At 32.0% G+C, this 23,739-nt stretch carries 23 protein-coding genes and 2 tRNA genes; 17 read left to right on the forward strand and 8 right to left on the reverse strand.

Translation table 11 applies throughout. From position 1 onward, the window contains the following. The first annotated feature begins 104 nt into the window (after nt 1-104). From C8N27_RS05370 to C8N27_RS15875, 4 genes are all read left to right on the forward strand, one after another. Nucleotides 105-175: transfer RNA gene (locus C8N27_RS05370), tRNA-Gln, on the forward strand. A 96-nt stretch (nt 176-271) separates the two neighbouring features. After that, a tRNA-Gln gene (locus C8N27_RS05375) sits at nt 272-342 on the forward strand. Nucleotides 343-428: 86 nt separating this feature from the next. Next, nucleotides 429-911 (forward strand): DUF4252 domain-containing protein, encoded by a 483-nt coding sequence (locus C8N27_RS05380; protein WP_121146562.1) that lies wholly within the window; start codon nt 429-431, stop codon nt 909-911. Nucleotides 912-1,010: 99 nt separating this feature from the next. Next, nucleotides 1,011-1,175 carry a hypothetical protein gene (locus C8N27_RS15875; RefSeq protein WP_167444725.1) on the forward strand — a complete coding sequence of 55 codons (165 nt, stop codon included), beginning with the start codon at nt 1,011-1,013 and terminating at the stop codon, nt 1,173-1,175. 219 nt (nt 1,176-1,394) lie between these two features. On the opposite strand, the gene C8N27_RS05385 is transcribed toward C8N27_RS15875, so the two are convergent. Further along, the gene (locus C8N27_RS05385) at nt 1,395-1,742 is read right to left on the reverse strand and encodes an arsenate reductase family protein (RefSeq protein ID WP_099215061.1); all 348 of its coding nucleotides are present in this window, start codon (nt 1,740-1,742) and stop codon (nt 1,395-1,397) included. Nucleotides 1,743-1,859: 117 nt separating this feature from the next. Here C8N27_RS05385 and C8N27_RS05390 point away from each other — a divergent pair, with 117 nt between their 5' ends. The 4 genes from C8N27_RS05390 to C8N27_RS05405 all read left to right on the forward strand — a co-directional run bounded on the left by C8N27_RS05390 (nt 1,860) and on the right by C8N27_RS05405 (nt 4,773). Beyond that, nucleotides 1,860-2,315, forward strand: coding sequence for a DinB family protein (locus C8N27_RS05390; RefSeq protein ID WP_099215062.1), 456 nt, complete (start codon nt 1,860-1,862; stop codon nt 2,313-2,315). Between the two features lie 53 nt (nt 2,316-2,368). Next, nucleotides 2,369-3,517, forward strand: coding sequence for a cystathionine gamma-synthase (locus C8N27_RS05395; RefSeq protein ID WP_121146563.1), 1,149 nt, complete (start codon nt 2,369-2,371; stop codon nt 3,515-3,517). 125 nt (nt 3,518-3,642) lie between these two features. Next, the gene (locus tag C8N27_RS05400; protein WP_121146564.1) at nt 3,643-4,236 is read left to right on the forward strand and encodes a TetR/AcrR family transcriptional regulator; all 594 of its coding nucleotides are present in this window, start codon (nt 3,643-3,645) and stop codon (nt 4,234-4,236) included. A 51-nt stretch (nt 4,237-4,287) separates the two neighbouring features. Then, nucleotides 4,288-4,773 (forward strand): acyl-CoA thioesterase, encoded by a 486-nt coding sequence (locus tag C8N27_RS05405; protein WP_121146565.1) that lies wholly within the window; start codon nt 4,288-4,290, stop codon nt 4,771-4,773. A 52-nt stretch (nt 4,774-4,825) separates the two neighbouring features. Here the strand turns inward: C8N27_RS05405 and C8N27_RS05410 are convergent, their stop codons facing one another. Next, nucleotides 4,826-5,434: a superoxide dismutase gene (locus tag C8N27_RS05410; protein ID WP_121146566.1), complete on the reverse strand. Its 609-nt coding sequence runs from the start codon at nt 5,432-5,434 to the stop codon at nt 4,826-4,828. A gap of 311 nt (nt 5,435-5,745) precedes the next feature. Next, nucleotides 5,746-6,780 (reverse strand): class 1 fructose-bisphosphatase, encoded by a 1,035-nt coding sequence (fbp, locus tag C8N27_RS05420; protein WP_121146567.1) that lies wholly within the window; start codon nt 6,778-6,780, stop codon nt 5,746-5,748. Between the two features lie 146 nt (nt 6,781-6,926). Here fbp and C8N27_RS05425 point away from each other — a divergent pair, with 146 nt between their 5' ends. Genes C8N27_RS05425 through C8N27_RS05435 form a run of 3 tightly spaced genes read left to right on the forward strand, consistent with a single transcriptional unit; the run spans nt 6,927 to nt 10,509 of the window. Next, nucleotides 6,927-7,409: a GNAT family N-acetyltransferase gene (locus C8N27_RS05425; RefSeq protein WP_121146568.1), complete on the forward strand. Its 483-nt coding sequence runs from the start codon at nt 6,927-6,929 to the stop codon at nt 7,407-7,409. After that, entirely contained in the window at nt 7,396-8,649 is a 1,254-nt protein-coding gene (locus tag C8N27_RS05430) for an aspartate kinase (protein WP_121146569.1), read from the forward strand. Before C8N27_RS05425 ends, C8N27_RS05430 begins: the two co-directional genes overlap by 14 nt. A 51-nt stretch (nt 8,650-8,700) precedes the next feature. Further along, nucleotides 8,701-10,509: a GNAT family N-acyltransferase gene (locus tag C8N27_RS05435; RefSeq protein WP_099215069.1), complete on the forward strand. Its 1,809-nt coding sequence runs from the start codon at nt 8,701-8,703 to the stop codon at nt 10,507-10,509. A gap of 76 nt (nt 10,510-10,585) precedes the next feature. Here C8N27_RS05435 and rseP read toward each other — a convergent pair whose 3' ends face one another. Then, complete coding sequence (gene rseP, locus C8N27_RS05440) at nt 10,586-11,932, reverse strand: RIP metalloprotease RseP (RefSeq protein ID WP_121146570.1); 1,347 nt, start codon at nt 11,930-11,932, stop codon at nt 10,586-10,588. Nucleotides 11,933-12,091: 159 nt separating this feature from the next. Here rseP and C8N27_RS05445 point away from each other — a divergent pair, with 159 nt between their 5' ends. Further along, the gene (locus C8N27_RS05445; protein WP_121146571.1) at nt 12,092-12,769 is read left to right on the forward strand and encodes an SCO family protein; all 678 of its coding nucleotides are present in this window, start codon (nt 12,092-12,094) and stop codon (nt 12,767-12,769) included. Nucleotides 12,770-12,875: 106 nt separating this feature from the next. On the opposite strand, the gene C8N27_RS05450 is transcribed toward C8N27_RS05445, so the two are convergent. Both C8N27_RS05450 and C8N27_RS05455 read right to left on the reverse strand, forming a co-directional pair. After that, nucleotides 12,876-13,217, reverse strand: coding sequence for an SdpI family protein (locus C8N27_RS05450; protein WP_121146572.1), 342 nt, complete (start codon nt 13,215-13,217; stop codon nt 12,876-12,878). 3 nt (nt 13,218-13,220) lie between these two features. Further along, the gene (locus tag C8N27_RS05455) at nt 13,221-14,546 is read right to left on the reverse strand and encodes a serine hydrolase domain-containing protein (RefSeq protein ID WP_121146573.1); all 1,326 of its coding nucleotides are present in this window, start codon (nt 14,544-14,546) and stop codon (nt 13,221-13,223) included. A gap of 92 nt (nt 14,547-14,638) precedes the next feature. On the opposite strand from C8N27_RS05455, the gene C8N27_RS05460 reads away from it, so the two are divergent. Beyond that, a complete protein-coding gene (locus C8N27_RS05460; protein ID WP_121146574.1) occupies nt 14,639-15,850 on the forward strand; it encodes an aminotransferase class V-fold PLP-dependent enzyme in 1,212 nt (403 codons plus the stop codon). Nucleotides 15,851-15,918: 68 nt separating this feature from the next. On the opposite strand, the gene C8N27_RS05465 is transcribed toward C8N27_RS05460, so the two are convergent. Further along, nucleotides 15,919-16,620, reverse strand: a complete 702-nt coding sequence (locus C8N27_RS05465) for a Bax inhibitor-1/YccA family protein (protein ID WP_099215076.1) — start codon at nt 16,618-16,620, stop codon at nt 15,919-15,921. Between the two features lie 408 nt (nt 16,621-17,028). On the opposite strand from C8N27_RS05465, the gene C8N27_RS05470 reads away from it, so the two are divergent. The 4 genes from C8N27_RS05470 to glpQ all read left to right on the forward strand — a co-directional run bounded on the left by C8N27_RS05470 (nt 17,029) and on the right by glpQ (nt 21,940). Further along, nucleotides 17,029-18,060 carry a zinc metalloprotease gene (locus tag C8N27_RS05470; RefSeq protein ID WP_099215077.1) on the forward strand — a complete coding sequence of 344 codons (1,032 nt, stop codon included), beginning with the start codon at nt 17,029-17,031 and terminating at the stop codon, nt 18,058-18,060. A gap of 231 nt (nt 18,061-18,291) precedes the next feature. Continuing rightward, on the forward strand, nt 18,292-19,350 hold the full coding sequence (locus C8N27_RS05475) for a zinc metalloprotease (RefSeq protein ID WP_121146575.1): 1,059 nt from the start codon (nt 18,292-18,294) through the stop codon (nt 19,348-19,350). 115 nt (nt 19,351-19,465) lie between these two features. Beyond that, entirely contained in the window at nt 19,466-20,959 is a 1,494-nt protein-coding gene (locus C8N27_RS05480) for a YfcC family protein (RefSeq protein WP_121146576.1), read from the forward strand. Nucleotides 20,960-20,962: 3 nt separating this feature from the next. Beyond that, a complete protein-coding gene (gene glpQ, locus C8N27_RS05485; RefSeq protein ID WP_121146577.1) occupies nt 20,963-21,940 on the forward strand; it encodes a glycerophosphodiester phosphodiesterase in 978 nt (325 codons plus the stop codon). On the opposite strand, the gene C8N27_RS05490 is transcribed toward glpQ, so the two are convergent. Beyond that, complete coding sequence (locus tag C8N27_RS05490; protein ID WP_121146578.1) at nt 21,930-23,702, reverse strand: chloride channel protein; 1,773 nt, start codon at nt 23,700-23,702, stop codon at nt 21,930-21,932. The genes glpQ and C8N27_RS05490 overlap by 11 nt on opposite strands. Nucleotides 23,703-23,739: the final 37 nt, after the last annotated feature.

Here is a 23,739-nt window from a genome sequence, read left to right on the forward strand (position 1 = left end):
TGTTAAATGAATTTTAAGAGGTGAAAAAAGAAGTAAACGAAAAAAAGTGTAAAAAATTTGCTGAAATAAAAGTTTGTTTTATATTTGCACCCGCAATAAGCAATTGGCCTATGGTGTAATGGTAACACACCGGTTTTTGGTACCGATATTCAAGGTTCGAGTCCTTGTAGGCCAACTAAATCCTTACGAACTTCGTGAGGATTTTTTTTATAAAAAGTGTTTAATGATTTCTAAATATAAAAGTTTGTTTTTATATTTGCACTGTAAACATTGGCCCATGGTGTAATGGTAACACACCGGTTTTTGGTACCGATATTCAAGGTTCGAGTCCTTGTGGGCCAACTAAAAAGTCTTAACTGAATAAGTTAAGGCTTTTTTGTTTGTAACAAATTCTTATTAGCGTCGTCTTCATTTAAAACACTATTATTATGAAACGAATTGCAACCATCTTTTTCTGCTTTTTTGTGTTAAGCTCTTTTGCACAAAAAGAAAATTTTAAAACATTTTACCAATCTAATAAAGATAGAGCTGAAGTATCTTTAAATATTCCTAGTTTTTTTGCTAACATGTTCATCTCTGATGAAGATACTGATGAGTTTGGCGTTTTCTTGAAGAAATCTAAAAACTATAAAATCATGGTGTTCAATAACAACATGGCTTCAGTACAAAAAGATTTTAAAAAGTTTGCACGAAGAAATAATTTAAAAACTTTAGTAAGAGTAAAGGATGGTAAGGAAAGAGTTACAGTATATTTTAGAAAGACAAAAGATCGTATCAAAGAAATTATTGTAAATGTTCACGATAAAACTGACGAAATGGTATTATTGGGAATTAAAACTAACCTTACTATGGATGAACTATCGGCTATGGTTGAGGCTTCCACCAAAAATAGTAGTGTTGCTTTTAACTAAAGATTAAAATTTTAGGGATTTACCTTATGTTTATTATGGTTTTTTTAAGTTCATTTTAGTTTTGAATTGTTAGTTTTAAAAAATTAAAAACTCAAAATTATGTTAAGAAAAATTTCAAGTTTAGGCTTAACCTTAAACAAATCAGACCAAAAATCTATAAATGGAGGTGACGATGGGTGTCCTTCAGGTTATTGCAGAAACTATAGTGGAGGCTGTACACACATTGCTAGTGCTCCTTTAGATGATTGTGTGACACCTCAATAATTAATTTAATTACCCCTATAAAAACAAGGGGTATTTATTGAGATTCTTAAATTCATATAAAAAACATTTAACCCATTCTATCAAGCAATGGGTTAAATGTTTTTTACATCTGGAAACCTAAGTACCCTCATTTTATAAAAAAAATGTACTCGGTTTGGTTTTAACTAACGGTTTCATTTTCTAAAAGAAAGAAACAGAGATTTATTTATTTTTTTTCAATTAATTTAGTAATGCTTTTAAACTTTCCACCACCTTTTTACTGTTCCCAATAAAAATTTGGTTATCAACAATAAAAACAGGACGTTTTAAAAACGTGTATTCATCTAAAATATATTGTTTATAATCAGCTTCCGTTAAATTCTGATTTTTCAAATCCATTTCACGATATAGTTTTGCGCGTTTGTTAAATAAGCTTTCGTAGCTATCTGTCAATTTGCGCATTTCTTCTAATTGAGCAACAGTAACCGGATTTGCCTTTATTTCTTGTTTTTCAAATCCGTCAAGATTTACTTCTTTTAAAATTCGTCGGCAAGTATCACAGGTTTGTAAAAAATAAACTTTCTTCATTATATAAGTTTTTATCGTATTAGCTATAGATTAGTTTTAACCATTAAATAACAAATACTCATTATAGGTTTTCATGGCTAAATAGGTATCTTTGATGTAGCTAAAATAAGTAGAAAAATGAACAAACAGTTTGAAGTTTTAAAAAGATCAAGAGACTTAGTTTTAAAAAGAATAGAAGGGTTATCATTAGAACAATTGCACATAATCCCTGAAGGATTTAACAATAACATTGCATGGAATGTAGCACATTTAGTAGTTACACAACAATTATTACATTACAAGTTATCAGGATTAAATTGTTTAGCGCCAGATGAGTTAATTGAAGGTTATAGAAAAGGAACTTTTCCAACGAAAGATTTTACCGAAGAAGAATTTGAAGAGGTAAAAGAACTATTAATTGGTTTACCAGAAACCTTAGAAGAAGACTTTGAAGCAGGTATTTTTAAAGAATATGAAGAATATGAAACAAGCACGGGTTTTGTGATAGATTCTTTTGAAAGTGCTGTAGCTTTTAATAATTTACATGAAGGAATGCACTTAGGAATTATCATGAACCTGAGTAAATTAGTTTAGTTCTCTAATAATATAATGTTGCTTTAAAGTATGGCAACAATAAATGTTAACAGATGAAATTCAACACAAAAACCATACATGGAGGTCAGCAACATGAAGAAGCTACAGGAGCAGTAATGCCTCCGATTTTTCAAACGTCAACCTATGTACAGTCAAGCCCAGGAGTGAATAAAGGATATGCTTATTCACGTTCAGCGAATCCTACACGTACCGCTTTAGAAAATGCATTTGCATCTCTTGAAAATGGAACACACGGATTTGCTTTTTCTTCTGGCTTATCGGCTATTGATTGTGTGCTTCGCACATTAAATCCAGGTGATGAGGTTATTGCAGGCGATGATATTTATGGGGGGACATATAGAATGTTTACAAACATGTTTGAAAAATATGGATTGAAGTTTCAGTATGTTGACATGAATGAAGTTGCCAATGTAGTTAATACAATTTCAGAAAAAACAAAACTAATTTGGATAGAAACACCTACAAATCCGTTAATGAAAATTGCGGATATAGAGGAAATAACCAAAGCAGTGAAAAATAAAAAACCGGCTATTGTAGTAGCGGTAGATAACACTTTTGCAACACCGTATTTACAGCGTCCGTTAGATTTGGGTGTAGATATCGTAATGCATTCAGCAACTAAGTATTTAGGAGGGCATTCTGATTTGGTGATGGGAGCTTTAATGACTAAAAATACTGAGTTAGCAGAACAATTACACTTTATTCAGTTTGCTGCAGGTGCTATTGCAGGACCTATGGATTCGTTTTTAGCACTTCGTGGAGTAAAAACCTTGCATTTACGTATGCAGCGTCATTGTGAAAATGGAAAAGCAGTAGCTAAATATTTATCAGAACATCCAAAAGTAAGAGAGGTATTTTATCCGGGATTGGAGAGTCATCCAAATCATGAAATAGCCAAAAAACAAATGGATGATTTTGGAGGTATGGTTTCTTTTAGATTGAAAGATGAAAGTAAACAAGCTGCTTTAACTTTCTTAGAAAATACTCAACTATTTACGTTGGCTGAATCGCTAGGAGGAGTAGAAAGCTTGGTAAGCCATCCGGTAACAATGACACATGCTTCTATTCCTGAAGCTGATCGTTTAAAAATAGGAATTACCGATTCTTTAATTCGCTTGAGTGTTGGAGTAGAAGATATAGACGATTTATTGGCTGATTTAGAACAAGCGCTTTCAAAGTAGAAAGGCTGTTAAAAATAAAAACAAAAAATCCGAAGTATGTAAGCTTCGGATTTTTATTCTATAATACACAAAATATACTGAACGGTATATTTTGTGTATATTTGTATCCCTAATATTTTTGAAAAATGTCTAAATCAGAAAGAACAAAGGCTTTTATAATTGAAACAGTAGCTCCTATTTTTAATAGAAGCGGTTTTTCTGCGATGAGTTTATCAAAAATAACAGAAGCAACTGGTTTGACCAAAGGGGCTATTTATGGTCATTTTGAAAACAAAGAAGAGCTAGCTATAGAATCGTTTAAGTTTTCAGTAAGAAAGGTACTAAAGGACTTAAATAAGACTGTAAACAAAGGAGAAACACCTTTAGAGATGCTGAAAAACATAGCAGTTTTTTATGAAGATTATTATGAGTACAATAAACAATTTGGTGGATGTCCTATTTTAAATATCGGTGTAGATGCTAACAATCAAAATAAGGTAATTACTCAATTGGTTCAATCGTACAATCACAGAATTTTAGAGCGGTTTTCTCAGCTAATTGAAAAAGCAAAAGACACCAATGAAATAAAAAAATCAATAGATAGTATGTTGTATGCAAAACGTTTTTTTTACATGATTGAAGGAGCAGTTTATATGACACATATAATGAAAGATGATAGTTACTTAAAAGATGTATCTACAGTATTGCAACAAATTATAAAACAAGAATTACAGAAATAACTATTTTTTTAATCAAAAATATACCGTTCGGTATATTTTAAATATAATACCATGGAAATACCAAAAATTTTAGAAAGTAAAACAAAAATTAGATTTCAAGATTGCGATCCTTTCAATCATTTAAATAATGCTTCTTATTTTAATTATTTAATCAACGCCAGAGAAGATCAATTGATAGCCAATTATAATTTAAATATCTACCAACACGGAAAAGAAAGAGGAAAAAGTTGGGTGGTAGGCTCACATCAAATAGCCTATTTAAAACCAGCAACTTTAATGGAAACTGTAACGATAGAATCGCAATTAATTAATTATAGCGATAGAAATTTGTTAGTTGAAATACGTATGTGGAATGAAGATAAGACAGCCTTAAAAGCCATACTTTGGAGTTCTTTTGTGTATTTTGATTTATTAAAATTATCTTCAGCTAAACATACTGAGGATTTACTAGAGTTATTTGAAAATGCATTATTACCGATAGAACAAACAAGTTTTGAAGAAAGAACAAAAAGTTTCCGATTACAAAAAACGGTATAAAAAAAGACCTGCATTTTTGCAGGTCTTTTGTATTTATTGCTAAAGCTATTAATTATTTAGCAGCAGCATATCTTCTTTCTACCTCGTTCCAGTTGATTACTTTGAAGAAAGCTTCAATATAATCAGGACGACGGTTTTGGTAGTTTAAGTAATAAGCGTGTTCCCAAACGTCTAATCCTAAAATAGGAGTTCCGCCACAAGTAACACCTGGCATTAATGGGTTGTCTTGGTTAGGAGTAGAGCAAACTTCTACTTTACCTCCTTTGTGTACACATAACCAAGCCCATCCTGAACCAAACTGTGTAGCAGCTGCTTTAGAGAAAGCATCGATAAAAGCTTCTTTTGAACCAAATTCAGCTTCGATAGCATCTTTTAATTCTCCAGATAAATATCCTCTATCTTCTGGGTTCATTACTGTCCAGAATAAAGAGTGATTGTAAAAACCACCACCGTTATTACGAACAGCAGCATTGTTCATGTCTAAATTTGTTAAAATATCTTCGATAGATTTTCCTTCTAAATCAGTACCCTCAATAGCAGCATTTAATTTAGTAGTATATCCGTTGTGGTGCTTAGTATGGTGAATTTCCATAGTTCTAGCATCTATATGTGGTTCTAAAGCGTCGTAAGCGTATCCTAATTCTGGTAAGTTAAAAGCCATAATTATTTGTTTTTTAATAGATTAATTTTTTCGTTTTTCCGAATGTAAATTTAACCCAAAAAAATAAGGCAAACAACTGTTTGCCTTATGGATAATTTATTTGAGTATAAATAATAACTATTATTTAATTTTTGACTTGATGAATAGTAGTAAGGTAATAACTCCTATTATTTTTGAAATAATAATAGCTAAATGCCAATAACTCATAACAAAATACGTGTCATGTATGTTAATAGCTAGGTTTTTATCTTTAAAAAAAGAACCTATTGCTAATATTAAACAGATTAATATTACAAGCCATTTTACCACGATTAATAGTTTGGTTTATCATCAGCAGAAAATTCAGTCATAAATTCTTCCGCTTTTTCAACCATTTGTATACTACCACAATAAAAAGGTACGCGTTGGTGTAACTCGGTAGGTTTAATATCTAAAATACGAGTAAAACCATCAGAAGCTTTACCACCTGCTTGCTCACAAATAAAAGCCATAGGATTACATTCGTATAACAAGCGTAGTTTTCCTTTAGGTGTTATAGCAGTTGCAGGATAAATATAAACACCACCCTTTATCATATTTCTATGGAAATCTGAAACTAACGATCCAATATAACGAGCCGTGTACGGACGGTTATCTGCTTCGTTTAACTCTTTACAGTGAATTAAGAAACGTTTCATTCCTTCCTGGAAATGCGTAAAATACCCTTCACTTACTGAGTAAATTCTACCAATCTCAGGATAACTCATATTTGGGTGTGATAAATAAAAAGTACCAATGGCAGGATTTAAGGTAAATCCATTCACTCCATTACCAGTAGTAAAAACTAACATGGTTGAGGTACCATAAGCTACATAACCAGCGGCTACTTGTTCGCTACCTTTTTGTAAAAAATCTTCTTTAGTTACAGGAGTTCCAACAGGAGAAATTCTTCTGTAAATAGAAAAAATAGTTCCTACAGAAACATTTACATCAATGTTAGATGATCCGTCTAAAGGATCCATTAACAACACATATTTATTTTCGTTGGCTTTGTTTTGACCTTCAACAATTACAAAATCGTCTTCTTCTTCACTAGCAATACCACAAACAATCTCACGATTAATCAATGTTTGCTTAAATAAGTCGTTGGCTAAAACATCTAATTTTTGCTGTGCTTCACCTTGTACATTAATATCACCAGCAGCTCCGGTAATATCAACTAATCCAGCTTTTCTAATTTCGTGGTTTACTACTTTAGCAGCTAATCGGATAGAATTTATTAAACGAGATAATTCACCAGAAGAATATTTAAAGTCTTTTTGTTTGCTGATGATAAACTCACCCAGCGTCATATGCTTGTTACTCATGTCAAATTTTTGTGTTGTGCGTACAAAGATGCCAACTTTTATTTAGTAATTTAAAATTTTCAACAAAAAAATATGATGTGTTTTAATTTTTCATTTGTTTTATCAGAAAGTTTTAAGAGAAGTATCTTTACAAAAAAAATTAAGAAATGAGTTTTATTATCAGACCAGGAGAGCAAAAAGATGCTCAAGCTATATTAGATTTAATTATTGAATTAGCTGTTTTTGAAAAGGAGCCAGATGCGGTTAAAATTACGGTTAAAGACATTGTTAAAGATGGGTTTTCTGATAAACCGAAGTTTAAAACCTTTGTAGCTGAAGAAGATAATAAGATTATAGGAATGGCGTTGTTTTATGAACGTTATTCTACATGGAAAGGAAAAGCAATTCATTTAGAAGATCTCATGGTAACGCAATCTAAAAGAGGTATTGGAGCAGGAAAGGCACTATATAGTGCTGTAATGAATTATGCATATAAAAATAACTGTAAAAGAGTTGCTTGGGAAGTGTTAGATTGGAATACAGGAGCTGTTGATTTTTACAAAAATACAGGAGCTGCTGTGTATGATGAGTGGAGAGTATGCCATATGAATGAACAAAGCTTAGAACAATTTTGTAATGAGAATATTTAAGTTTGGAGGAGCATCAGTAAAAGATGCGAATGGAGTGAAAAATGTTGCGAAAGTATTGCAACATGAAGGAACAGAAAATACACTAGTTGTAATTTCTGCCATGGGAAAAATGACCAATGCTTTTGAGCAAGTGGTTAATGATTATTTCTACAAAAAGGAAAGTCTTAAAGATTCTTTGAGCTTTGTAGAAGACTTCCATCAAAAAATGTTAGGAGATTTATTCAGTCCAAATGACGAGATATATAACAAGGTAAATCATTTGTTTGGTGAATTGAGCGGTTTCATGGCTCGAAATACATCCAAAGATTACAACTATGTGTACGATCAAATGGTTGGTTTTGGAGAGTTACTATCTACCACTATTGTAAGTGCTTATTTATCTGAAATAGGAGTAGAAAATCAATGGTTAGACGTAAGAGAGTATATAAAAACCGACGGTACTTATCGAGATGCTAAAATAAATTGGGAGCAAACTGAGCAACAAATCAAAGAAAAAGTTGATGTATCTACACTAAATATTACACAAGGGTTTTTAGGGGGATTTGGAATAGAAACAACTACATTAGGAAGAGAAGGTTCCGATTATACCGCAGGTATTTTTGCTTATTGTTTGGATGCTGATAGTGTTACTATTTGGAAAGATGTTCAAGGAGTATTAAATGCTGACCCTAGAGTGTTCTCAGAAACAGCTTTGTTACAAGAAATTTCGTATACAGAAGCTATTGAAATGGCTTTTTATGGAGCATCGGTAATTCACCCAAAAACAATTCAGCCTTTAGAACAAAAAAACATTCCGCTGTATGTGCGTTCTTTTGAAGATGTTACAAAATCTGGAACGTGTGTTGGAAGAGGGAAAAAAATAACACCAGAAGTTCCTTGTTTTATCGTAAAGAAAAATCAAATTTTAGTAGCAATTTCAGCAAAAGATTTCTCTTTTATGGTAGAAGATAATATTAGCGATGTTTTTAAGAAGCTACACGACTATAATTTAAAAGTAAACTTAATTCAGAATTCAGCGATTAGTTTTTCTGTTTGTATAGAAGATAAGTACAATAATTTTGAAGATTTTTATAACGACTTAAAAGGAGCTTATAAAATAAGAGCATACAAAGGAGCTACATTATATACAATTCGTCACTTTAATGATGAAGCTATAAAAACGATAAGAAAACGGGGAAAATCAATCATTCGTCAAATAAATACTGAAACTGCGCAGTTAGTGATTCAAGAAAACATGTAAAGCTTGCAAAAAATCGATTATATTTGCAGTTATGTCAATTGATAACTATGTATGGGATTAGTAACACCTAAAGAAGTTGCAAAAGCAATAGGGGCCGATAAGTTCGGCGTTTTCGGAACGTTTTCAGGTTGGTTGCTGATGAAAGTTTTGCGAATTTCTACCGCCAATGAAATTTATAACAAGCACAAACACAAAAAAGATTTACCTTTTTTAAATGGCTTGTTGGATGAGTTTCAGATTGAGTTTGAAATTCCAGAAGAAGATTTAAAACGTATTCCTAAAGAAGGGCCATTTATAACTATTTCTAACCATCCGCTTGGAGGGATAGATGGTATTTTATTGTTAAAACTCTTATTAGAGCATAGAACTGATTACAAGATTATAGCAAATTTTTTACTGCATAGAATAGAGCCTTTAAAGCCCTATGTAATGCCAGTAAATCCTTTTGAGAATCATAAGGATGCTAAATCGAGTGTTGCAGGAATAAAAAATGCTTTATTGCATTTAAAAGAAGGAAAACCATTAGGGCTTTTTCCTGCAGGGGAAGTATCTACATATCGTGATGGAAAGTTAATGGTAGATAAAGAATGGGAGCAAGGGGCAGTACGCTTAATAAAAAAAGCAAAAGTACCTGTAATTCCTATTTATTTTCATGCTAAAAACAGTCAGCTGTTTTACACATTATCTAAAATTAGCGATACACTAAGAACAGCAAAGCTACCGTCAGAGTTACTATCTCAAAAAAACAGAGTTATTAAGGTAAGAATTGGTAAGCCAATATCAGTAAAAGATCAAGATTCATTTACTGAAATACCTGATTTTTATCAATTTTTACGTAGAAAAACTTACATGTTGGCAAATCCGTATGAGAAAGCATCTCCAAAGATTTTGTCAACACACAATTTAAAAATTCCAAAGAAAGCTAAAAAAATTATTTCTCAAAAGTCGCCAGATCTATTTGTAAAAGAGGTGGATGCTTTACGAGAAAAAGGAAGTAGGCTATTACAAAGTAAAAATTATGAAGTGTTTTTTGCTAGCGCAAAAGAAATACCAAATATTTTACATGAAATAGGAAGGTTACGTGAAATTACATTTAGAGAAGTAGGAGAAGGAACCAATAAACCTATTGATTTAGATAAGTTTGATAAATATTATCACCACTTGTTTTTATGGGATGACCAACAAAACAGGTTGGTAGGAGCCTATAGAATGGGATTAGGAAAAGATATTTTTAAGAAACACGGAATAAATGGTTTTTATATTCAAACATTGTTTAGAATTGAGCCAGAGTTGTACCCAATGATGGAAAAAACCATCGAAATGGGACGTGCTTTTATTATTAAAGAATATCAACAAAAACCAATGCCACTTTTCTTGTTGTGGAAAGGAATTGTGCATGTTACATTACGTTATCCTGAACATAAATATTTAATGGGAGGGGTAAGTATAAGTAATCAGTTTTCTGAATTCTCAAAATCATTGATGATTGAGTTTATGAAATCTCATTATTACGATCCGTATGTGGCACAATATATTCATCCTAAGAAAGAGTTTAAGGTAAAACTAAAGGATGCAGATAAGGATTTTGTATTTGATGCTACAGAGGCAGATATGCAAAAGTTTGATAAGATTATTGATGAGCTTGAGCCAGGGGAATTACGTATTCCAGTATTGATTAAAAAGTATGTGAAACAAAATGCACGTTTAGTTGCGTTTAACGTAGATCCTAAGTTTAATAATGCTATTGACGGGTTAATGTACATAAAGGTAGCTGATATACCTGAAAGTACTGTAAAACCTGTTATGGAAGAATTTCAAGCAGAGTTAGAACGTCGCGCAGCGGAAAACTTAAATAAGTAAGCTAAGTTAAAATATAACATAAATAAAAAAGCATCGTACTTAGTACGATGCTTTTTTATTTTGTATTGTTTATAGGTTATTTAAATAACCTAAATATATCGTTTCCGTTGGCGAATAGTAATAATGCTATTAATAAGATAAATCCTGTAATTTGAGCATATTCTAAGAACTTATCACCTGGTTTTTTACCTGTAATCATTTCCCACAAGGTAAATACAACATGTCCACCATCTAAAGCAGGAATTGGTAATAAATTCATAAAACCTAACATAATTGATAAGAAGGCTGTAATGTTCCAGAATGTTTCCCAGCTAAATTCCGAAGGAAATATACTTCCGATAGAGATAAATCCACCTAAACCTTTATAAGCACCCGTACTAGGATTTAAAATCTTTTTCATTTGCTTAATATAGTTGGTTAAGGTTGTCCAAGCTTTATTTGTACCAGCAGGAATAGCTTCTCCAAAAGTATATGTTTTTTCCGCTAAGTTATAGTAACCTAGTTTTTCTAGATCTACTAAAGAAACAGCTCCAAGAGCAACTCCTAAATTTCCATAATTTGAAACCTTGGCAGGAACAGTTAAATTCTCTTTACCTCTCTTAATGGTTAATGTAATTTCTTGTCCTTTTAAGCTATGTAAAATAGGTTTAGCTTGATCAAAATAAGTTATATTTTGTCCATTCACAGCAGTTATAATATCTTTTGGTAAAATATTGCTATCAGCATTTAATGAATCTTTTTGTACACCAGCAATAACAAATGGATATCTTGGAGTTATAAAAGCTCCAGCATCCTTGCCTCTATCAACTAATTTTGAAATAAAATCGGTTGGTATTTCTTTTTCAAGAACAGTTCCGTTTCTTTCAACAGTGTAATTAGTACCATTGATAAACTCAAGAGGAAGCTCTCTGAATTTTTCAACTTTTTCTCCATCAATTGTTAAGATTTTATCTCCAGTTTCTAAACCTAAATCTTTTCCTAATTGATCTTGAACCCAAACACCGTCTTTTAAACTTTCATTAGGTAAGTATTTCTCACCATAAGCCCACATTAAACAGATGTAAATTAAAATACCTAACACAAAATTAACAATAACTCCACCTAGCATAATAATTAAACGTTGCCATGCAGGTTTAGAACGAAACTCCCATGGTTGCGCAGGCTTTTGCATTTGTTCGGTATCCATACTCTCATCAATCATTCCTGCAATTTTAACATAACCACCTAACGGAATCCAACCTATACCATAAACCGTTTCGCCAATTTTCTTTTTAAACAGCGAAAACTTATAATCGAAAAACAGGTAGAATTTTTCTACACGAGTTTTAAATAATTTTGCTGGAATAAAGTGTCCTAATTCGTGTAAAACGATTAAGAGCGATAAGCTTAAAATGAATTGTGATGCTTTTATTAAAATTTCCATAAATGGTGTTCGTCTAAATTTAAAATCTGACAAATGTACGTTTTTCAGTACAGTTCTAAAAGTTTGTGTAACAGTTGCGCATTTGTTTTAACAAAGTTTTTAGTATAGTGGTTTATAAACGCTGTTTTTAGTCGTATTTTTGTAGAAAATTTTAGTACTGTGGATTTTAAATTCTTTAAAAAGTCAAAAAGCACCTTAATTTTTATTTTAGTTTTTTGTGCTATTGGTGTGCCTGTTTTTTATCACTTAGTAAAGGTTGATAAAAAGTTACCTATTTATAACCCTGCTGATATTAATCCTAAACTTGTGGATGCTTCTGTAAGAAATAGGACAAAGAATCATAGAGTAGGAGATTTTACCTTAATTAACCAGAATGGAGATACCATTACGAATGCTGACTATGAAGGAAAGATTTATATAGCTGATTTCTTTTTTACGCGTTGTCAAACTATTTGTATTGCGATGGCGTATAACATGAGTGAGTTGCAAGAGCATTATAAAAATGATGATGATATCATGTTTTTATCACACTCAGTAACTCCAGTAATGGATAGCGTACCACAATTACGAAAGTATGCTGATGAAAAAGGGGTAATTGATGGAAAATGGAATGTAACTACAGGAAAAAAGAAACATATTTACAACTTAGCACGAAAACACTATTTTGCTGTGTTGGATGAAGGTGATGGGGGAGAGAATGACTGGGTTCATACTGAAAATTTTGTGTTAATTGACAAAGAGGGACGTATTAGAGGTTCGTATGATGGAACTAAAAAAGAAAATATGCAGAAAATTATTGATGATATTACACTGCTTAAAGAAGAGTATAAAAAATAATCAATTAAGACGATCAATAAAAAAGACACGTATGAGTTTAAAAAAAGACCTTGATGTTTTTATAAAAACATCAAGGTCTTTTGGTTAAAACGTCTTGAAGAATTTTTTACTTCTTATTTCCGTCCTTATCAAAATTCTTATTGATTTCTTGTTCGGTTTTAATAACAGATACAGCTAGTGACAATAACATAATTGCCATAGGTTGCCATGTTAATTCTTTTGATATATAAGCCAATACTAAAGCCGCAACTAATGAAATTGCTGAATACTTCATAAACTCTTTGGTAAAAAAAGCATTGGCAAATTGCCATATAGTATCATTCTTCATGGTTTTATTAGTACGATACCCATAAATAGCATTAATTTTTTTAGGTGGGAAAAAGTGAAAAATAACACTGAATAAAAAAAGCAATCCGTTTATGGAAAGCACGTAATAAAAAGGATTCATGGTTTAATTTTTAATAGAATTTATAATTCCTTTTAACAAGGTATTTACATCTGCATTTTTGGTAAGTCCTGTACGAACAACTACCAAATCTTGACTAGGCAAAATAAATACATTTTGACCTTTATAACCATTAAAAGAAAACATATTTTTTGGTGCATCAGGATATCTACCACTAGCATTTAACCAAATTTGAGCACCATACCAACCATCTGAAGTAGGAGTAGGGGTTGTAGCATAAGTTACCCAATCTTTATCAAACAAATGTTCACCGTTCCATTCACCATTATGTAGGTATAATAAGCCTAGTTTAGCCCAATCTCTTGCAGTTGCCCAAGCGTAAGAAGAACCTACGAAGTGATTGCTCATGTCGGTTTCTACAATCATAGAGTTCATGCCTATTTTATCAATCAAAGCACTATACCAAAAATCAAGATACTCTTGGTGTGTGTCGAATTTTGTTCGTAAAATACCCGATAACAAATTAGAAGTTCCCGAAGAATAATTCCAAGTTTCATTGGGTTTTCCTACTAAAGGTTTGTTCACTTGAACTTTGGTCATATCCTTTTCTAAAAAAAGCATCTTGGTAGCATCAGAAATACTATTGTAATCTTCGTTCCATTCTAAACCAGAATTCATTTGTAATAAATTATGGATTGTAATGTTTTTACGGTCGTCGTTTTCCCATTCAGAAAACAAGTTGTTTTCTTGAACATCAACTTTTCCTTGACATTTTAAAATTCCGAACAAAGTACCCGTAATACTTTTGGTCATAGACCAACCTAGTTGCTTCGATTCTTTGGTAAAACCAGTATCATATTTTTCAGCAATAATTTTATTTTTATATATCACTACTACCGAACGTGTTTGATTTCTATCATTAAAAATAGTATCAATAGTCTCATTTAGTTTTGTATAATCAATGTTAGCGAAAATAGTGTCTTTATGATCTGCATTTCCGTAAGGAAAAGGAGTTATATTGTCTGGTTTAGAGCGTTTTGGAGTGAGTTGAGGTTTGGTGATGTCAAAATCATCTGTAACTAAAACAGCACCAAGGCCTTCTCTGTATACAGCCTTTCTTTTTAGCAATCCGTACACTGAACCTGTAGCAGATTTTTCTTCCGTATTAATTTCATCAGAAGTAATATTTATAGGAGAAAAGTTATTGTCATTAGCATCGGTAAACTCTAAACTTCTTCCTGCTAGAAATACAGAAGAAGCAGTGTTTTTAGCGGAGTATCCTGCAAGAATATTTAGCTTCGGATAGTTGTAAAAAATAGTAATTGCAAGGGCAATTAAAATAAGAAAAAGGATTCTTTTAAAATTTTTCATGTGAGAGGTTTCTAGCAAATGTAAGAATTTAATTGTTTGATGTTTGTATTTGAAACGCAAGCCCTACCTTTGTGCTAAATTTGATATTTTACATGTTTAGTATAGATAAAATTCGAGCTGATTTTCCTATTTTAAATAGAGAAGTACATGGGAGAAAATTAGTGTATTTAGATAACGGAGCAACCTCACAAACACCACAGGTAGTAATTGATGCTATTGTTGATTATTATTCTAATTACAATGCAAATATTCATAGAGGTGTACATACATTAAGTCAGGAAGCAACTGACAAGTATGAGGAAGCCAGAATTAAGATTCAAAAACATTTCAACGCGAAGCATTCGTATGAAATTATTTTAACTTCAGGAACAACACATGGGGTTAATATTGTAGCATCAGGTTTTGCATCTATTTTACAAGTGGGTGATGAGATAATTGTATCTGCTTTAGAGCATCATTCTAACATTGTGCCTTGGCAAATGTTATGCGAAAAAACAGGAGCTGTTTTAAAAGTAATTCCGATGGATGAAGATGGTTCGCTACGAATGGATATTTATCATGAATTATTGAATCCAAAAACAAAATTAGTTTTTTGTAACCACGTGTCGAATGCATTGGGAACAATTAATCCTGTAAAAGAAATTATCCACGCTGCTCATAAATTTGGTGCTTATGTGTTGATTGATGGAGCACAAGCAGTACCTCACATAAAACCAGATGTTCAAGCATTAGATGCTGATTTTTATGTAGCTTCAGCTCATAAAATGTGCGGACCAACAGGTGTTGGAATGTTGTATGGAAAAGAAGAATTGTTACAGCTATTACCGCCATACCAAGGAGGAGGAGAAATGATTGAAACTGTAACTTTTGAAAAAACTACTTACGCTGGATTGCCTCATAAATTTGAAGCTGGGACACCTAATATTTGTGGTGGAATAGCATTTGGAGTTGCTATTGATTATATGAATTCAGTTGGTTTTGATAACATAGAAAAGCAAGAAAACGAATTGTTATCGTATGCAACCCAAGAATTAGAAAAAATAGATGGATTGAAAATTTATGGTACTTCTGATAAAACATCAGTAATATCTTTTAATTTAGAAGGAATTCATCCATATGATGTTGGTGCAATTTTAGATAAACTAGGAGTAGCGGTTCGTACAGGACACCATTGTGCACAACCTATTATGGACTTTTATTGTATTCCAGGTACAGTGCGCGCTTCTTTCTCTTTTTATAATACTAAAGAGGAGGTTGATGTATTGGTTAGTGCTGTTAAGAAAGCGCAGATGATGTTAAGTTAAAAAGAACTTAATTTAGATAAAAATAAAAAAGCCTCCAAGTGGAGGCTTTTTTATATAATAGTTTCTTATTAATCTCTTGACATAAATATTTGTAATACATACCAGAATAATAGCATTAAAGAAGCAAATAACCCTAGTGCAGCAGGAATATAATCATCTGTAGAAAATTTGTGAACTAAGTTAGAAGTTTGATACAAAATAGAACCAGCTGCTAACACACACATTCCAACAGAAAACCATAACCCTAAATTAAATCCGAATAAAGCACCAGCGATAATCAATCCTATTGCAATAAAGAATCCAACTGACAATCCAGCTCTTATAAAAGAAAAATCTTTTTTGGTAATAAAAACGATTGATGAAATTCCAACAAACAACGATAGTGTAACAACTCCTGCTTGTTTTATAACATCAAAGTTGTTAGTGTACGCTATCGCAATGTAAATTAGCGGAATAAAAATAAACGCTTCAGCAAAGATATACCCTGAATATGCTAAGTATTGTAAGTTTTTATCAGAGGTTTTTAAAGCAGTACTTTCAGCGTAGTTGGTAATTAACATAAAACCACCTAGTAGTAATAACCATTTATAGCCTTGCGTCATAGATAAGGCAAATTCAACAATAGTAGCACTTTGTAAAAATAAATATTCAAACAAAACAAATAATAATACACCTCCAGCAACATGTGTATAGGTTTTTTTGTAAAAAGCAATTCTGTCAGCTTCTGAAACTTGTGCAACAAGCACTTTTGAATTAAATGAGTTTTCCATAATTAATTTTTTAATAGAAGGTAAAGATATGTTTTTTAGATTATTTTAAAATAGCCTATTTGCGTTGTGAAAAAAATGGTTTTTTGATTTTAAAATTATCACATTAATGATTTAGTTTGTTTAAAATTGACGTTTTTTTATTGTTTTTGTTAAAATTTAACATTTCGATATTGTTAATAATTAAAGGCTCCCAAGTGATAAAGCCTAAGAAATTAACTTTTCTTTAACTTTTTCTTAGCATTAAAAAAAAATTATATATTGCACATCGTTAAAAAACCCTTCAAATAATTGTCAAAGTGGTAGGTATTTAACAGTTTAATTGACGATGCCTTTTCTTTTGAGTTTTTTAACAAATTTGTTGCCCTATAGGGCAGTTTTTCAATAACTAATTTTTTAATTATTCACAACATGAAAAGAATTTTTTTAACACTAGCTGTAGCAGCCTCAGTTTTAGTAGGGTGTCAAGAAAACGCTAAAGATGAAGCGTTAGACCCTCAACAATCAATTGACATGAGCGACTTCTACGTAGAAACTGAAGAAGTTTCTCACAAAGGAGGATCTGAGCAATGTCACTCAATGAGAGTTTTAAACAGACAGGTAAAAGAAAACCCAGGATTATACAAGAAAATGTATAATATTGAGTATGCTACAAGAAAGTTAACAACAGCGAAAGGTAAACCAGGTGGAGGAGATACTGGTGGAGGAGATGTAGATGTATTACCAATCGAAGACGGTTTAGGAACTATTAATATTCCTGTATACGTACACGTTGTTTTACCAAATGCAAATAGTGTTTCTGATAGTCAAATTCAAGCACAAATGAATGTGTTAAATGATGACTTTAGTAATCCAAATACAAATCAACTTCCTTCAGGAGCTTCTGACTTTATCAATGATGCTACTGATACAGGAATTCAATTTACATTAGCAGGTACTTTTAGACATAATGACTCTAAGTCTTCTTGGGGAACTAACGATGCTGTAAAAGCTGCTTACCCTCCAGTTACTCCTTCAACTCACTTAAACATTTGGGTGTGTGAAATAGGAGGAGGTATCTTAGGATATGCTCAATTTCCAGGAGGTTCTTTATCTACAGATGGTGTAGTATTATTAGCAGGAAGTTTACCAGGAGGTTCTTCTGCTCCATACAACATGGGTAGAACTGCAACTCACGAAATTGGTCACTACTTAAATTTACGTCACATTTGGGGAGACGGAAGATGTCGTCAAGACGATTTCGTAGCTGATACTCCATCTTCTGATGCTTCAAACTACGGATGTCCAACTTTTCCAGATGTTAGCTGTAAATCTGCTGATATGACAATGAACTATATGGACTATACAAACGATGCTTGTATGTATATGTTTACAGATGGTCAACGTAACAGAATGAGAGCTTTATTTGCTTCTGGAGGAGCTAGAGCCTCTATGTTAAACTAGAAAACCAATAGTCTTTTTTAAGACGTTCTCAATAATTATTACAATTATTATAAAGCCAAGAGATTTAAATCTCTTGGCTTTTTTATTTAGAAAATAACTAAGTTTTTAATGTTAAAAAGGAGGTTAAGTTATTGTTTATCAGGTGTTTTTCCTGTTTTTGTTTGTTTTTGTTATTTGTAAATTGGATAGATATAAAATGAAAATTTTAACTAACTCTTTAAAACTTAAAAAATGAAAAAACTTTTTCTAGGGCTTGCGGTAATAGCAAGCTTGTTAACAAGCTGTCAAGATGAAACTAATGATAAACAAGAAATATCACAGGAAGTAGCTGTAGATATGAGTGACTTTTATGTAAAAACTGATGAGGTCGCATCGAAAGGAACTGTATCTAGTAAATGTTATTCCATGAAGGTTTTAAATCGACAAGTAAATGAAACTCCAGGATTGTATAAGAAAATGTATAATATAGAATACGCCACAAGAAAGTTTTTAAACAGTAAAAAACCTGATGGAACACCAGGAGGTGGAAACGGAGGAAATAATGGAGGAGGTGATGGAGACGTTGATGTTGAACCAATAGATGATGGTTTAAGCATTGATATCCCTGTATACTTTCATATTGTACTTCCAAATGCTAGTGCGGTTACAAACTCACAAGTACAATCACAAATGAATGTCATTAATAGTGATTTTACAAGTCCAAACACAAATCAATTACCATCAGGAGCTACTGATTTTATTAATGATGCTACTAATACTGAAATAACATTTACGTTAGCAGGCACTTTTAGATACGATGATTCTACATCTTCTTGGGGAACAAATGATGCAGTAAAGCAAGCTTACCCACCAATTACCCCAGAAACTCATTTAAATGTATGGGTATGTAATATTGGAGGTGGAATTTTAGGATATGCTCAATTTCCAGGAGGAAACTCAGCTACCGATGGAGTAGTTTTATTATATTCTAGTTTACCAGGAGGTTCTGCAGCACCTTATAATGAAGGAAGAACTTTAACTCATGAAATAGGACATTATTTAAACTTACGTCATATTTGGGGTGATGGTAGATGTCGTCAAGACGATTTTGTAGAAGATACACCAGCTTCTGATGGGCCTAATTATGGTTGTCCTTCATATCCAACAGTTAATTGTAAATCCGCAGATATGACAATGAACTATATGGATTATACAGACGATGCTTGTATGTATATGTTCACAGATGGTCAACGAAATAGAATGAGAGCAATCTTTCAGCCAGGAGGAGCTAGAGCTTCTATGTTAAATTAGAAAACCAAAGTCTTTTTTCAATATTCCCAATAATTATTTTAATTATTATTAAACCAAGAGATGCAGATCTCTTGGTTTTTTTTACTTTTATGGAGATAAATAATAATTCATTGTCTTGAAGAATATTAAATTTCCAACTCCACATACTATCTTATTATTAATAGCAGGATTAGTTGCTATTTTAACGTGGTTTATACCTGCAGGCAAGTTCGATACCTTACAGTATCAAGAAAACAGCAATTCTTTTACTTACATACATTTAGAGGATAAAAAGACAATGCTTGCAAGTCAAGAAACATTAGAAGACTTAGGTATTAAAATCCCATTAGAAAAGTTTACCAATGGAGATATAGGAAAACCAATTAGTGTACCAGGAACATACACACAATTAGATCCAAAACCACAAGGTTTTTTAGAATTTTTTAAATCTCCTATAAAAGGAATTATTCAATCTTCTGATATAATTTTATTTGTTTTGATTTTAGGAGGCATTATAGGAATAATGAACTTCACAGGCGCTTTTGATGCTGGAATAGCTTGGTTAGCAAAAACATTAAAAGGAAAAGAATACTGGCTCATATTTGTAGTAACAACCTTAATAGCCGTAGGAGGAACAACTTTTGGATTAGCAGAAGAAACGATTGCCTTTTATCCGATATTAATTCCAATATTTTTAGCAGCAAAATATGACGCCATTGTAGCTTTAGCATGTGTGTATATTGGATCATCTATAGGTACAATGTGCTCAACAGTAAATCCGTTTAGTGTTATTATAGCTTCAGATGCGGCAGGAATTAACTGGACAACAGGATTTACAGGAAGGTTGTTAATGTTAATTGGAGGAATTGTAATATGTGTCATTTATATTTTACGTTACGCAAACAAAGTTCAAAAAGACCCAACAAAATCTATTATTTACGATCAAAAAGAGATGATTGAAAATCTTTTTGGGAGCTCAACTTCAAATACGCACAGTTTAACAGGTAGGTTAAGAATTATACTAACCATTTTTGCAATGTGCTTTGTAATCATGATTTATGGAGTTTCTCGTTTAGGTTGGTGGTTTGAGGAAATGACTGTAGTGTTTTTAATAGGAGCTATTATAATAGGTTTTTTAGCAAGAATGAAAGAAGAAAACTTTGTAAATACCTTTATTAAAGGAGCAGGAGATTTATTAGGAGTAGCTTTTATTATTGGTATTGCTCGTGGAGTTTCTGTATTAATGGAGCAAGGTTTAATTAGCGATACTATTTTACAACATGCAAGTGAGTTTACTACTGGGATGTCTAAAGGAATTTTTACTAATGTAATGCTGTTTATTTACTCAGGTTTATCCTTTTTTATTCCAAGTTCATCAGGTATGGCAGTACTAACAATGCCTATCATGTCACCTTTAGCCGATACCGTTGGAGTAGGTAGAGAGGTGATTGTAAACACATATCAATATGGAATGGGGTTATTTGCTTTTATCAATCCGACAGGCTTAATTTTAGCATCATTAGCAATTGTTAAAGTAGGGTATGATAGATGGTTGAAGTTTGTAATTCCGTTAGTAATTATTTTAACAGTTTTTACAATGTTAGTTCTAACCGCTCAAGTATATCTGTAAATAATGAAACAAATTTATGTACTGTTTTTCTTATCTCTTTTCTTCGGATGCAAGACAGAAACTAAAACAACTAATATGCAAAAGAAAATAGTAATTGCCCATAGAGGTGCCTCAGGATATTTACCAGAACACACTATGGAAGCTAAAGCCATGGCGTATGCTATGAATCCTGATTATATAGAACAAGATCTAGTATTAAGTAAAGATAATGTTCCTGTAGTGATTCATGATATTTATTTGGATGATGTTACTGATGTGGCTGAAAAATTTCCAGAAAGAAAACGAGAAGACGAACGTTTTTATGTAATTGATTTTACATTTGATGAGTTACAACAATTGAGTGTAACTGAGCGATTCAATCCAAAAACAGGAGTACAAGTGTATCCGAATCGATTCCCAAAGGGAAAAGGAAACTTTAAATTACATTCTTTACAATCGGAAATAGAGTTAATTCAAGGATTGAATGCTTCCACAGGAAAAAATATTGGAATTTATCCAGAAATTAAAAACCCTGAATTTCATCATCAAAATGGAAAAGACATTGCCAAAATTACGCTGAACATTCTTTCAGAGTATGGTTATATAACCAGGAAAGATAAATGTATGTTTCAGTGTTTTGATGCCAAAGAATTAGAGCGAGTGCGTACTGAATTACAATCGGAATTGTTTTTAGTGCAGTTAATTGAGTTCCCTGAGGAAACTAAAAAACTAAAGCATTTTGCAGTCTATGCTGATGGGCTAGGACCTTGGTACAAGCAAATTTTAGATAAGAAAGAAGGAACTCAGTGGAAGTTTACAACATTGGTTGAAGAAGCTCATAAACTAGGATTAAAAGTACATCCATATACTTTTAGAGCTGATCAATTAGATGAGTTTACTTCTTTTGAAGAAATGATGGAAGTATTGCTTTTTGAAGCAAATGTTGACGGCGGTTTTACCGATTTTCCTGATAAAATGGTACAGTATTTAACTAAACGGTAACCTCAATTAGCTTATTTCTATATACAGAAAGCAGTTTTGATTTGGATATAAAACCAACATAAATTCCATTTTTAACTACAGGTAAGTTCCATGCGCCACTTTCTTTAAATTTTTGCATTACTTTTTCAGTATCGTCATCATAAAAAATAATGGCGGGAGCAATTTTCATAATATCCCTTACTGTAGTTGTTTCGTAAAGATCTTGATTAAACATCATGGGACGAATATCATCTAATAAAACAATTCCTCTAAACTTGTTTTCACTATCAACCACAGGAAAAATATTTCTTTTTGATTTAGAAACAGCTTGTTTTAGCATTTCCCCCAAAGTCATATCAGGATGAATTTTAATAAAGTTCTTTTCAATAATTTTACTAATCTTCATCATCATCATTACATTTTTGTCCTTATTGTGTGTAATAAGTTCACCACGTTTAGCTAGTTCGATAGTGTAAATTGAATTAGAAACAAAATACTTAGTAATAGCATAAGAAACGGCAGAAACAAGCATTAGCGGAACAAATAAATCATAACCTCCAGTAATTTCAGCAATTAAGAAAATAGCTGTTAAAGGAGCATGTAAAACCCCTGCCATTAAGCCTGTCATTCCAATTAATGTAAAGTTAGTTTCCGAGACATCAAATCCAAATTGGTTAATAATTTTAGCAGTAACATTTCCTAAAGCGCTTCCCATAACAAGCGTAGGGATAAAAATTCCCCCAACTCCACCAGCAGCAAAAGTTGTCGTCATGGCAATTACTTTAAAAACACCAATAATTAACAGGAAAATAATAACCATCCAAACATTTTCAAAATCAATATTGTAATGAATACTTTTAAGGGCTTCGCTAGCATTTTCAGATAATAGGTTGTTAATAATTCCATAACCTTCACCAAATAAAGGAGGAATTAAAAACAGCATTATACCAATAGCAATTCCGCCAAAGACTAATCGCTTAAAAGGATTGTATTTTTTGAAAAAATTAATAATTCTAAAATAAATCTTAGAAAAATATACAGAAGAAAACCCTGTAAAAATTGCCAAAGCAATGTAAAAGATGAGGTCGTTAATTTCAAAAGCATCCTGAAGTTGCACACTAAATAGTACATCCTTTCCTAAAAAGAAATAAGAAGTAATTACAGCAGAAACGGATGCTAATAATAACGGAACTAACGATGCAAAAGCAAGGTCTAAACTAAAAATTTCTACTGCAAAAATAATAGCAGCAATAGGAGCTTTGAACATTGAAGACATAGCCCCAGCAGTAGCACAACCAATTAATAGCATACGAGTTCTCATGTTCATATGAAATAACTGCGCTACTCCAGAACCTAAAGCGGCACCGGTACTTACAGCAGGACCTTGTAACCCCACCGAACCTCCAAAACCAACAGTTATGGGAGCTGTAATTAAAGAAGCATAAATCTTATAACGCTCTATAATTCCATTTTTTTTAGAAATGGATTGTAGGGTGGTAGAAATACCATGACCAATATCTTTTTTGATGAGGTATTTTTTAATGTAATACACTAAAAACAGCCCTAAAATAGGGAAGATAAAGTATAAAGAATGATGATAGTCTTTAATAAGGCCATCTTCTAAAATACGGTGAAAGTAGAAAGTAAGGTTTTTAAGAATTAAGGTACCAATACCTGCTAAAAACCCAACTAAAACACTTAAAACATATACAAACTGTCGTTCTGAGATATGTTTATATCTCCAAATTAATACTTTTTTATAAGCTTCCTTAGATGTAGGCATTGTTTTCTAGACTCTTAGTTTATTTTTGAAAAGCTAG

This window comes from Tenacibaculum discolor, assembly GCF_003664185.1.
Lineage (GTDB): Bacteria > Bacteroidota > Bacteroidia > Flavobacteriales > Flavobacteriaceae > Polaribacter > Polaribacter discolor.